Origin of the sequence: Thermorhabdus hydrogeniformans, assembly GCF_049310025.1 — a bacterium.
Classification (GTDB): domain Bacteria; phylum Bacillota; class Thermosediminibacteria; order Thermosediminibacterales; family Tepidanaerobacteraceae; genus JBJYKD01.
In genome coordinates this window covers 1-11,158 of record NZ_JBJYKD010000006.1, presented here as the reverse complement: position 1 = coordinate 11,158, position 11,158 = coordinate 1, and the positions used below count along the sequence as shown (strand labels likewise).

General features: G+C 46.0%; 12 protein-coding genes and 1 tRNA gene. 1 reads left to right on the top strand and 12 read right to left on the bottom strand.

Annotated elements, in window-relative coordinates; genetic code table 11:
* Nucleotides 1–15: 15 nt before the first annotated feature.
* The 9 genes from ACKX14_RS04130 to ACKX14_RS04090 form a co-directional block, all read right to left on the bottom strand.
* Nucleotides 16–1,770, bottom strand: coding sequence for an NADH-ubiquinone oxidoreductase-F iron-sulfur binding region domain-containing protein (locus ACKX14_RS04130; RefSeq protein WP_422444945.1), 1,755 nt, complete (start codon nucleotides 1,768–1,770; stop codon nucleotides 16–18).
* A gap of 13 nt (nucleotides 1,771–1,783) precedes the next feature.
* Nucleotides 1,784–2,308: an NADH-quinone oxidoreductase subunit NuoE gene (nuoE, locus tag ACKX14_RS04125; RefSeq protein WP_422444943.1), complete on the bottom strand. Its 525-nt coding sequence runs from the start codon at nucleotides 2,306–2,308 to the stop codon at nucleotides 1,784–1,786.
* Between the two features lie 207 nt (nucleotides 2,309–2,515).
* Nucleotides 2,516–3,331, bottom strand: coding sequence for an Asp23/Gls24 family envelope stress response protein (locus ACKX14_RS04120; RefSeq protein WP_422444941.1), 816 nt, complete (start codon nucleotides 3,329–3,331; stop codon nucleotides 2,516–2,518).
* Nucleotides 3,332–3,512: 181 nt separating this feature from the next.
* The gene (locus ACKX14_RS04115) at nucleotides 3,513–4,970 is read right to left on the bottom strand and encodes a stalk domain-containing protein (protein ID WP_422444939.1); all 1,458 of its coding nucleotides are present in this window, start codon (nucleotides 4,968–4,970) and stop codon (nucleotides 3,513–3,515) included.
* Nucleotides 4,971–5,007: 37 nt separating this feature from the next.
* Nucleotides 5,008–5,235 carry a hypothetical protein gene (locus ACKX14_RS04110; protein ID WP_422444937.1) on the bottom strand — a complete coding sequence of 76 codons (228 nt, stop codon included), beginning with the start codon at nucleotides 5,233–5,235 and terminating at the stop codon, nucleotides 5,008–5,010.
* Between the two features lie 162 nt (nucleotides 5,236–5,397).
* A complete protein-coding gene (locus ACKX14_RS04105; protein WP_422444935.1) occupies nucleotides 5,398–5,970 on the bottom strand; it encodes a DUF2284 domain-containing protein in 573 nt (190 codons plus the stop codon).
* A 23-nt stretch (nucleotides 5,971–5,993) separates the two neighbouring features.
* A tRNA-Arg gene (locus tag ACKX14_RS04100) sits at nucleotides 5,994–6,071 on the bottom strand.
* 89 nt (nucleotides 6,072–6,160) lie between these two features.
* A complete protein-coding gene (locus ACKX14_RS04095; RefSeq protein ID WP_422444933.1) occupies nucleotides 6,161–6,919 on the bottom strand; it encodes a prolipoprotein diacylglyceryl transferase in 759 nt (252 codons plus the stop codon).
* A 64-nt stretch (nucleotides 6,920–6,983) separates the two neighbouring features.
* Complete coding sequence (locus tag ACKX14_RS04090) at nucleotides 6,984–7,409, bottom strand: PaaI family thioesterase (protein ID WP_422444931.1); 426 nt, start codon at nucleotides 7,407–7,409, stop codon at nucleotides 6,984–6,986.
* A 213-nt stretch (nucleotides 7,410–7,622) separates the two neighbouring features.
* Here ACKX14_RS04090 and ACKX14_RS04085 point away from each other — a divergent pair, with 213 nt between their 5' ends.
* A complete protein-coding gene (locus ACKX14_RS04085; RefSeq protein ID WP_422444929.1) occupies nucleotides 7,623–7,862 on the top strand; it encodes a YkoF family thiamine/hydroxymethylpyrimidine-binding protein in 240 nt (79 codons plus the stop codon).
* 135 nt (nucleotides 7,863–7,997) lie between these two features.
* On the opposite strand, the gene ACKX14_RS04080 is transcribed toward ACKX14_RS04085, so the two are convergent.
* Genes ACKX14_RS04080 through ACKX14_RS04070 form a run of 3 tightly spaced genes read right to left on the bottom strand, consistent with a single transcriptional unit; the run spans nucleotide 7,998 to nucleotide 10,968 of the window.
* Nucleotides 7,998–9,485, bottom strand: a complete 1,488-nt coding sequence (locus ACKX14_RS04080; RefSeq protein WP_422444927.1) for a tripartite tricarboxylate transporter permease — start codon at nucleotides 9,483–9,485, stop codon at nucleotides 7,998–8,000.
* Nucleotides 9,486–9,501: 16 nt separating this feature from the next.
* The gene (locus ACKX14_RS04075; protein ID WP_422444925.1) at nucleotides 9,502–9,936 is read right to left on the bottom strand and encodes a tripartite tricarboxylate transporter TctB family protein; all 435 of its coding nucleotides are present in this window, start codon (nucleotides 9,934–9,936) and stop codon (nucleotides 9,502–9,504) included.
* Nucleotides 9,937–9,978: 42 nt separating this feature from the next.
* On the bottom strand, nucleotides 9,979–10,968 hold the full coding sequence (locus ACKX14_RS04070; protein ID WP_422444923.1) for a tripartite tricarboxylate transporter substrate-binding protein: 990 nt from the start codon (nucleotides 10,966–10,968) through the stop codon (nucleotides 9,979–9,981).
* Nucleotides 10,969–11,158: the final 190 nt, after the last annotated feature.

The window sequence follows — 11,158 nt, the reverse complement described above, 5'->3', positions numbered from 1 at the left end:
TTCCCACTCCCCTCATTATTCAACATTTACGGCGCCAAACCGGCAAACACTCGCGCAGGTTCCGCATTTGGTGCATTTTTCCCGGTCGATCACATGGGGCCGGCGCTTTTCTCCGGTTATGGCGCCTACCGGACATTTCCTCGCACAAAGCCCGCATCCGGTGCACCTGTCGCTCAGTATGGAATAAGTCAATAAGGCTTTGCACTGTTTGGCGGGGCATTTTTTATCCCTTATGTGAGCCTCGTATTCATCTCTGAAATACCTGAGGGTGGTAAGAACCGGGTTGGGCGCCGTCTGCCCGAGACCGCAGAGGGAACCGTCTTTTACGCTCACCGCCAGCTCTTCCAATAATTCCAGGTCGTCTTCCCGGCCCCGCCCCTCACAAATCCTCTCCAGAATTTCAAGCATGCGCTTTGTCCCCAGGCGGCAGTAAGTACACTTGCCGCAGGATTCCTTGCATGTGAAATCCAGGAAAAACCGGGCCATATCCACCATGCAGGTGGTCTCGTCCATTACTATCATGCCGCCGGATCCCATGATGGCGCCGGTCCTGGTTATGGATTCATAATCCACAGGGGTATCCATCAATGCCGCCGGGATGCATCCCCCCGAAGGACCGCCCATCTGGACCGCCTTAAACTTCCTGTCGTCTTTAATGCCGCCGCCTATGCCGTATATGACCTCCCGAATGGGCATTCCCATGGGCACCTCCACAAGGCCGCCCCTCTTTATCTTGCCGGCCAGGGCAAAGACCTTGGTGCCCTTGCTCTTTTCAGTTCCCAGTGCCGCAAAAACGCCGCCGCCGTTGTTTATGATCCATGCCACATTGGCGTAAGTCTCCACGTTGTTTATATTGGTGGGCTTGCCCCAGAGCCCCGACTGGGCCGGGAAAGGAGGTTTCAGGCGGGGCATCCCCCTCTCCCCTTCCAGCGAGGCTATGAGCGCGGTTTCCTCGCCGCACACAAAGGCTCCAGCCCCTTTTTTGATCTTCACATCGAAACTGAACCCCGTCCCCATTATGTTGTTCCCCAGATAGTTCCTTTCTCTGGCCTGTTTCAATGCTGTCTCCAGGCGCTTTATGGCCAGGGGGTACTCGGCGCGAACGTATATGAATCCTTCGCCGGCCCCGATGGCATATCCCGCTATGGCCATGCCCTCCAGCACCGAATGGGGGTCACCCTCCAGGATGCTCCTGTCCATGAAAGCTCCGGGATCGCCCTCATCGGCATTGCATACAATATACTTAACAGACCCCGAAGCTTTGCGGGTGGCGTCCCATTTGAACCATGTCGGAAAGCCGGCACCGCCCCTGCCTCTCAGGCCGGATATCTTCAATTCCTTTATAACGTCTTCCGGTGTCATTTCTTTAAGCACTTTTTCCAGGGCCGAGTAACCGCCCTCCCGGATATAGTCATCTATATTCTCGGGATTTATCCTGCCGCAGTTTTTAAGGGCAATTCTGACCTGGGACTTCAGCATTGGATAGGGGTTTTTACCACGGGAAACGATGTATTTTTCCACCGGTCGACTGTTTAAAACATGGGATTCCACTATCTCCGGCACCATCTCGGGAGTTACATTGCCGTAGGTGAAAATATCGTCTTCGTCGACGATATCCACCAGCGGTTCATAAAAGCAAAGGCCAACACACCCCGTCGGCTCCACTTTTATATCCAGATTGCGGGATTTCAATTCTTCTATCAATTTTTCCATAACCTTATTGCCGCCGGATGCCATTCCACAACTACCAAGGCCCACTCTGATCTTCATGGTAAACATCTCCTTATGCGTTTTTTTCCTTTTTATAAATTTGGCGTATGATGTCCCTGGCTTTATCCGGGGTAAGTTTACCGTAGGTTTCGCCGTTTATCATCATTACCGGTGCAAGGCTGCAGCACCCCAGGCAGGCCACTTCTTCCAGGGTAAACATACCGTCGGCGGTGGTCTCGCCGGGGTTTATGCCGAGTTCTTCACACAGGGCGTTGCTGACTTTTTCGGAGCCGTTGACATGACATGCGGTGCCCTGGCACTGCAGGATTACGTATTTTCCCACGGGTTTCAAACGAAACTGGGCGTAAAATGTGGCAATACCGTATATCCTGGCCTTCTTACTCCCCGTTTTCTCCGCTATATAATTTAAAGCGTCCAGGGGCAGGAATCCGTAAATTTCCTGGGTCCTCTGTAAAATACTTATGAGGCTGCCGCTCTGACCCGCATACTCCTCCAGGACCGGATCCAGCAGGCTCAGGTCGACCGCTGTACCCGGAAAACCTGACTTTAATTTATTTTCACATTCTGGACAACTCACCGGCTTCACCCTTTCCAGTTATAAAGTCTTAGATGGAATAATGTACACAAAAAATTAATATAATTGTTATTCTCCACAAAAACAAAAAACCCTCTTATTTCGACAATAAGTTTAATATTTCTTTATTGTTTTAAAAAATCGGCCCGATTTTGGAACTGTTTTAATTGTAATATTCACAGTTTTTTAGATTCAATCTAAATTTTACGATTAATCCTTAAAAGAAAATTTTTTGGCCGTCACGTCTACTCTGAGGACATTTAGAGCGGTCATAAATTCCACCGCCCGGGCCACCTCTTCCTGGACTTTCAACAAGACCGGCTTTAAAGGGATGCCGTATTCCACCACCAGTTCGATGCGTATAACGACCCCCCCGCTATAATTTTCCACAATGACCCGACCTCCAGGAGCAACCCCGGTGATCTGCCGGGCTGTGTACATTACTATCTGGCTCACGGTGGTGTCCGATATGGTGTACCTGCCAAGATAACTGTAAGTCGGCCTTACCACCGATTTTTCCGCCACTATTTCTGTCTGCCTGCCTTTTCGATAAAAAATTTTGAGGGGATCCAGCAGATATCCCGAAAAGTCTTTTTTTATCTCCAGCGTAGGTACAGGGATGACGTGTTTTCCGTCCACATTTCGCACCCGCTGGGCGATGTTTATTTCCGAAGGGGTGGATATATCTTCAATTCTGATCACTTTTTCCGGAGTTTGCAGAGAAAGCGTCTTACATATGGCGTTTATCATTTTTTCCGAAGTTCCCAGGATTAGAATACCGTCGGCGCCCATTTCCCTTATTTTAGACCTGACTTCGGCCGCGTGCTTCGGGTCTTGAAATATGGCCCTCTTAATGGCGCCCAGTTTGGTTTCCTCCCGCTTGGCCGAAAATCCGGCCACCACCCGGTTGCCGTGAATCAAAAGCCCGTCGTCTATGATAAACTCAAGGTCGTTTTGCCTTGCCACCAGGTGCGCTTTGTGGCTTTTGCCTGTACCGCTTTTTCCTATCAGGGCCACAATCCTCAAAATACCACTCCTCTTAAAGACCTACCCTTTCATTTTTATTAATATCACACCCGACCGTTTTTGACAACGACCCTGTTTGTTTTTTTGTTAATATTTTAACATGGGCTCCCCAATATGTCAAAAAGAAAAAATTCCCGGGGGGGCGGGAAATGCAGGCGGTAGGAACTTCCTCCAATCTTTTTCACTTTGCGGCTGTGAAATTGTCGTTAACGGTCTTCCAGAAAGATGCAGAAGTGTAACCCAGCCTCCAGAGAGCGATTCCTTTTAAGCCCTTTCTGACGGCCATCTTGGCCTTGGCGTCTACGGAATAATCGCTTTCCATCCAGATCTGGTGTTGCACCCCGCTTTCATCGGTGTAATTGCCATAGAGCATACCCGATTTTTCGTCAAGGGAAAGTTTTAAACCGTATTTTTTCACGAGTTCATCCGCAAATAAAATTGCCGAGTACGTAATCTTGCCCGTTACATCGTTTTTTTCCGGCAGCACCGCATATTTACTGTATTTGCCGCTGTCACCGGACCGCCACCAGTCGTAACCGTAATAACCTATGCCTAGAACCACTTTTGCGGCGGGTATCCTGGCTATGGCGTAATCCACAACCTGCTCCACCCAGTCGACGCCCGATTGGGGTTCGGGATTGCCGGGGTTTTTGTCGTATGCCATCAGGACGACAAAATCGCTGTATTTGCCAAGGGTCTCATAGTCGTAGCCGGGCCACCAGTCCTTTTGTTCGGTTTTTGCGGGCAGCGAAAGGTTCAGTGATTTTTCTTTCGATCTGAGAGCAGAGGCGAGTTCTTTTATAAAAGCGTTGAATTCATCCCTGTTGCCGGATTTCAAATACTCAAAGTCAATATTTACACCGTCGTAACCCTCCCTTTCCACTACCGTCATTATCTGGTTTATGAGCATCCCCCGGCTTTCCTGTGTTGCGAGCACTTTTTCAAGTTTTGACGAGTTGTTTTCAAAGAGCAGCATGTAAATCTTTAAACCCTGCTGTTTAGCCAGTTTAATTACGTCCCGATACCCTTCAGGCACCGCTATCCCTCGGGAAGCGGGCTCACTGCCTGTTACATCGCCGTTTTCATCCAGGGTGTACCATTTTGCCGCTATTGAAGACAGCTTATCGCCGTTTTTAATAAAGTCATCATACGACTGGGAGTAATAGTAGCCCATTATGTATTTCGACAACTTCTCGCCGGTATCAATGACCACCGTGCGGGTCTCGTTCACCCATGAAACCGTTGCCCCAAAGGCCTCGCTGAAAAATCTCAGCGGCACCAGAGTCCGGCCGTTTCGGATTACCGGCGGCGCGTCCAGCTTTAGCGGAACCTGATTTATATAAGCCGTATTACTTCCCAATCTCAGCATGACGCCTGTGGAACCTTTGAATGCCGCAATGGTTTGGTTTTTTTCATCCCAGTTGACCACGGCTCCTATGGCCTCGCTTGTCTTCCGGAGAGGCGCCAGAGTACGGTTATTTTCCATCACGGGAGGCACGTCGAAATCCAGTTTCACGCCGTTTAACACCACTTTCACATAGCCTGCGGCCGCGTATAGAGGTGCCGGCGCCGCCGCCGCCAGCAAAACCGCGGCAACTAATAACACGGGTAAAAACTTCCTTATAAATTTACCTCTCATCTCTTCTCTCCCTTCTTGATTTGTCGCGCGTATAAGTTCAGGGTTTTGTTGCGTCGATTTCTTCTGCGCTTTTTGCCTCACCGGGACTCCGGACCCATTCAGGTTTTCCATCTTTGCCCGGCGCCAGCATGTATATGTATTCCCGGTCCAGGTACTGCTCGATTTTGACAGGTTCCTGCTCACCCGGGATCAATGTTTCAACGACCTGATGGATGGTCCCCTTCGAAAATTCGCCGGAAAAAGCGTTCCTGGTTTCCACAGGCACCGGTTTTTACCCATTTTTGATATGCCTTGCCGTTTAGGCAGTTCTTACCGCTGCGGGAAATTTTCTCACATCACTATTATATATTAAAGGCAGGATGGGTTTCAACACGAGTCGAAGTTATTTAACGCAGTGTAACGGTATTGTAATCGTTTTGTAATATAATCAACTCAAGAGGAGCATTCCCGTCCAGACCACCTTGCCGGGGGAAAACTCAATATCCATGCACGCATTTTTGCAGGTGGCAATCACATCTATTCCCATTCCCTCCATGGAAGGCCTTGCCTTTTCCCTGCTAATACAGCCGGTTTGTTGGTTCCGGACTCCGGGGCATTCCCCGCACAGCTTGCACGGGCCTCCTATAAACCCCGCGGCAAAAGGAAACCCGAGTGAAAAGGCCTTTTTTTCAAGTCTATACACCGCATCGTGAAGCTTGAGGGCAAGAGCGTCGGTCTCAGGCTCCCAGTTTTCACCTGTTATACTGCCTTCTACCTGAAGCAGCATGGCCATGAAATAGCCCGACAGTACCCTACGGAACTCTTCCACTCCGGGGTTGTATGGAGGGCACATGAGGCGCCTGCCGTATTCCCTGCAGCCCGAGTGTCCGCACTGGAACCGTACCCGTTCGTCCACCACGATGTCTCTAGTATGTATCAGCTTGGCCCGGCACACTCCTTCGCACTCTAAAGCAAAATCCAGCAGTTTTCTTGCCCTGTCCACCTCTTCCAGCAGTTCCATCATAATCACCCCAACAAAAAAAATGGTGCGCCTAGAGGGATTCGAACCCCCGCAAAACCCGGCTCCGGAGGCCGGTGCTCTATCCCCTGAGCTATAGGCGCACTTGTTTTTCCGGACAGATAATACATCACTGTCCCGATTTATTTTATTTACTGTTGCAATATAAATATACCGTAAATCAGCAGTTAAGTCAAGCAGGGCGTCGTCCGCCGGTGGCCCTGTACATATAGTAGGCAAAACCCACTATAAAAGGCGTAATAAGCTGGGTCAGGGTAAAAAATCCAAAACCCCAGTGGTTATTCTCGTAGTGCACCAGGAACAGGGGATTTTCTCTCACCGTTTCTTCCACAATGGCCCTCAAGAGCTGGTGATACCAGATAAAAGACCAGAATTGATATCCCGGGGGGACGCCCCTTTTCTGCAGGTACAGAAATCTTACAAGTAGTATAAGGCCGATGGATGAACCTATTAACTGGGCCGGCCATCGGCCAAAGGAAAATTCCGTCATGCGGCCCAGGACCTCCTGGTTGAAAATGTTCCCGATGCGAACTATGATGTAACCGAAAGACAGGCCGAGTATGGTCCAGTCAGCTATAACGTTGGGGTTAACCCCGTGTTTGCGGCAGTAAGGCCACCCTGCCAGAAAACCGCCCAGCAATGCTCCATGCCATGAAAGGCCGCCCTCCCATATTTTTACCACCTGGATGGGATTTTTCACAAACCAAGACGGATAGTTTGTCAGGACGAACATGAGCCTGGCTCCCGCAATGCCGGCGATTATCACAATCATGGAGAGGTTAAGCAAAAAATCCTCGTCCATCCCGCTTTTTTTACCCATGACATACAGGTAATAGGACCCCACCAGGAAGGAAACCGCCATGAATATTCCGTACCAGTGGACGGCTATCGGACCTATTTTAAAGGCATAGGGGCTGAGATCGAGAAGCATAACAAAACCTCCGTTAAAATCGTATTTTAATAATCAAACAGGTGCAAAACCTATCGGCCCTAATTCAGTTCCTTAAATCGAAATATGTTCCCGAAGACTTCACAATCAGTTTTCCCCTCTTATCAAATATCTCTCCTTCCGTCACTATCAGGTTTTTCCCCTCTTTTATAACCTTCCCGACGGCAGTCAGCTTTTCTCCTGGCAGTCCCGGCGCCAGGTAATTGACTTTCATCTCCACGGTGGTGGGTACGGCCCCCAGAGACCGGGCCGCAAAACCCATCGCGGTGTCGCACAAACTGGCGGTGGCCCCGCCGTGAACTATTTTCATGGCGTTTAACAGCTCATTTCCCGCGTCCATCCGCACCACCGCTTTGCCGCGCTCTATTTCGATGAGTTCAAACCCGAGCAGCAAGTGGTATGGCGAAGGAAAAGTTTTTTCAACAATTTCATTAAAGAGACTTTCATCAATTCCCCTGTTTACTGCCTTCATCGTTGTTCCTCCTTGATGTTACTGCTAAATAAAGACTTTTTTATTGAATGATCCTCTTTTTTTGATAGTAACAGAATAAACCAGCAAATACAAGTATGCGACAGATATTTTACCCGCAGCCGCCGTTAAAGTGCAAGCTCAGGTTACATAAAGATTTGTATGCAGGCTAAAAATATGTTTAGAGAATTGAATTATTTCTGGAGGTGAGGTATATTGATAAGTTGCGAAGTTTCGTTATACCCCATGGAAACCGCTGACTCCGACCAGATAATCAACCAGGCTCTGGCTTCCATTCAAAACCAGGGAGTAACCTGCGAAGTGGGAACCATGAGCACTTTCATAACGGGTTCCCCGGAGCAGGTCTGGCAGTGCATCCGCACCCTGTATGACGCCGCCGCCAGCAGGGCTAAAGAACTGGCCATGGTGGTCACCCTGTCAAATTCCTCAAAGTAACGAATCTTCAATAAACTCAAGCGACAAATTGGCCCTTGGTTTCCCATAGGTAAAACCAAGGGCCTTTTTTGCTACTAAGGCAGCACCTCTTTCTATATGTATCTTTATAAAATTCCATTATTTTTATTCTGCTTCCTATTTAGTTGTCGGTCTTCTCTTAAATAAATCTCTAAAAATTGGCGCCAGTAGAGTTACTATACCAAAGAACAACAAGATAGCCGCAATAGGCCTGGTAAATAAAATGAAGATGTTACCGCCAGACATAATAAGTGAACGTCTTAAATTACTTTCAGCCATTGGTCCTAATATTAAAGCAAGCACGATAGGAGAAGCCGGGAAATCTAGTTTCATAAAAACATAACCAATTATTCCGCTCAATAACATAACACCAACATCAAAAAAACTGTTGTTTATTGCATACGATCCTATAAAGCAAAGTAAAAATATTATCGGCGTCAATAAATATTTTGGGACGGAAAGTACTTTTATAAAAAGCCTTATTCCGAGTAAACCGACTACTAACATAATAAAGTTTCCGATTAGTAATCCCGAAAAAAGTGTATAGACAAGACCGCTGTGCTCTTTAAATAGCAGTGGTCCAGGTTGAAGTCCCTGTATCATTAAAGCCCCTAATAATATAGCTGTTACTGCATCTCCAGGAACACCTAAGGTTAACAGAGGTATCATTGCTCCTCCAGTTACTCCGTTATTACCAGCTTCCGGGGCTGCAATCCCTTCTATTAACCCAGTTCCAAATCTATCGGGATTTCTAGACCACCGTTTTGCCTCATTATACGAAACAAATGCTGCTATATCAGCTCCGGCTCCAGGTATACTTCCTATAAAGGTTCCTAAAATACCTGAACGAATAACGGTGCCTAAAATCCTTTTAATATCAGAAGGTGTGGGCAAAACCCTTATAACTTTTTGCTCTACCTTTACATTGCTTACGCTTTCTTCTATATTAGTTAATGCCTGGGAAAGGCCAAAAAGCCCGATCATAACCGGAATAAAAGAAAAACCGTTTAAAAGGTTCACATTTCCAAAAGTAAACCTGGGATGAGATGTCATGGGGTCCATTCCAACGGTTGATGCGAGTAATCCTAAAACTCCTACAATCAAACCTTTAAGCAGTGATTTTCCCGAAATGCTAGAAATTATGCTTAAACCGAAAAAAGCCAAGGCGAAATATTCGGGGGCACTGAATTTTAAAGCCATTTTAGCAAGAAATGGTGCTATCGTAATCAAAAATACTGTACTTATAACTCCTCCCCCAAATGAAGCTATAGTGGAAATGCCCAATGCTCTTCCTGCTTCTCCTCTTTTAGCCAATTCAAATCCGTCAAGTGCGGTGGCAGCAGCAGCGGGGGTGCCGGGAGTCCTCAGCAAAATTGCGGATACAGAACCACCATAAATAGCACCAATATATATTCCCAAAAGAAGTAAAATTCCGGTAACCGGATCCATTCCAAAAGTGATAGGTAAAAGAAGTGCAACACCCATGGTTGCTGTTAGCCCTGGCAATGACCCTATTGCTATCCCCCCTATAACTCCTAACACTAAAAAGCTTAAAATTTTAGGGGTCATTACATTTAAAAAACCCTCTAATAATTGGCCAAACATACTTACCCTCCATAGATCAGAAATTTAATGATGGTAAAGGAACCTTTAATAGTATTTGAAAAACTATATAAATAATAAGAGTAAATCCAACCGAAATCAAAGCATCAAAAGCCAGCCTTCCACCCCCTGAAAGCCTAATTAAGATAAGTAAAAATAAAGGTGTGGCTATAATAAAACCCAGCATTTCTAAGGCTAAGTAAAAGATAATTAGTATAAAAATCGAAATTCCAACTTTTTTTGTAGCTTCGTTAAAACTCAAGACTTTACCGCTTTTTTTAATCAATGTGGTTCCCATTAGAAAAAGAGCTAATGTAAAAAGCAAAACTACCAATATTCTAGGAAAAAAGGCAGGCCCCGGGTCATTTACATTAAGCTCAGGAAAACTGGTTGTCTGCAGAAAAGCAAAAAATGATATTAATATTAAAATAACTGAAATAATTAAATCACCCATAAATATAACCACCCATCTTTAAAGGGAGCCATGAATGACTCCCTATTTTTTTGCTAAACCTAAAGATTTAATCAAGTTATCAAAAAGTTCACTGTCTTTTTGAATTCTATCGAGAAATTCCTGGCCGGTTTTTACTTCTATACCAAGGCCAGCTTTATTCATAAATTCTTTAAAAGAATCTTTTTCTGCGGCTTTTTTAAATCCTTCTTGCAAAATTTTTACTATTTCATCAGGCGTATCTTTCGGCACCGCAAACCCTCTCCAGGTACCTACTACCACATCTACACCCTGTTCCTTAAAAGTTTTGACATCAGGGAACTGCTCTATTCTATTTTCAGACGCAACCGCCAGAATTTTTAATTTTCCTGCTTTAATTTGAGCCGAAACCTCTGCAGGGCTTACGGTAACCGCATCAATGTGACCACCCAGCAAAGCGGTAACAGCCGGTGCAGCCCCATCAAATGGCACATGATTAAACTTGACACCAGTTTTCTGCTCGATTGCTGCAGCAGCCAAATGCCAGATGGCACCCGAACCTGAATTCCCTATTTGAATTTTACCGGGGTTATTCTTAGCATATTGAATAAATTCGTCAAGGGTGTTCCATGGCGCATCAGCTCTTACAGTTAAAGCACTTGGATCCGCGTTTATCTGCAGTACTGGTTTAAAGTCTTTATAAGTAAATGGAGCTAAACCCATAGGGGGTAATGTTACAAGCTCCACTGTCACCATGGTAACGGTATAGCCGTCAGGTTTTGCCTTAGCTCCTTCGGCCATTCCAACCGCACCGCCGCCACCTGTCTTGTTTACTACGACCACCGGCTTTGGAAATGTATCTTTTGCGGCCTCTGATATTGCTCTCGCTACAGAATCGGTACCTCCGCCAGCAGCATATGGAACAATTATTTCAATAGCCTTTTCGGGAAAATTAGTTTTACCTGCCTTTGTACTTGAACATCCACTTAATAAGTTAACGCCGAGTGAAACTATAATGCTCAAAACCAAAATTTTCATCATTTTTCTCGAAGACATAAATTTTATACCTCCACTTTTTGCACAGTTTTTAAAAATTTTTTCAGTTTTATACTTTAATTGTTAATTCCATAAAAATACTCAAGGTAACACCCCCTCGTATAATATATTTAGTAAATCAAACTTATTCAAATTCCAGTTAAACATGGACCTTGAAAACTAAATATAGAAGTTAAAAAGAGTAATGAGA